We start from the raw sequence: 390 nt of genomic DNA on the forward strand, positions 1-390 counted from the left end.
CGTGCCACGATCAGCGGGGCCGCGGTGGGCGAGGAGGTCGGGTAGGGGCCGTGCCAGCCGGCGCTGACCTGTCCCTGGGGGCAGGTGACCTGCTGCTTGTCGTAGTCGATGCGGAAGTCGTCTCGGGCGAAGCCCTCATTGTGGCGGTGCTGGCGGGTGGGGTTGCTCTTCAGCGGACCAAAGACGGTGACCTGGTGTTCACGGGCAGCCTGTTCCAGGTGGGGCAGGGAGGTGTAGCCGGCGTCGACCAGGTGCTCGGCGGGCAGCAGTCCGCGACGAGCCAGGCGGGTGTGGATGCCGGGCAGGACCTGGCTGTCGTGGGTGGTGGCCGCGGTGGTGGCGACATCCGTGATCACGTTGGGGGCGTCGGGGGCACAGGTCTCGGTCAGA

Annotated in this window: 1 protein-coding gene; it reads right to left on the reverse strand. The window is 70.0% G+C overall.

The features are described 5' to 3' along the window. Nucleotides 1–356 (reverse strand): transposase (locus tag AC2CJA_RS27340; RefSeq protein WP_484605293.1); only part of this gene is annotated, 356 nt, incomplete at its 3' end. Nucleotides 357–390: the final 34 nt, after the last annotated feature.

The organism is Streptomyces sp. ATLC9, assembly GCF_057196705.1.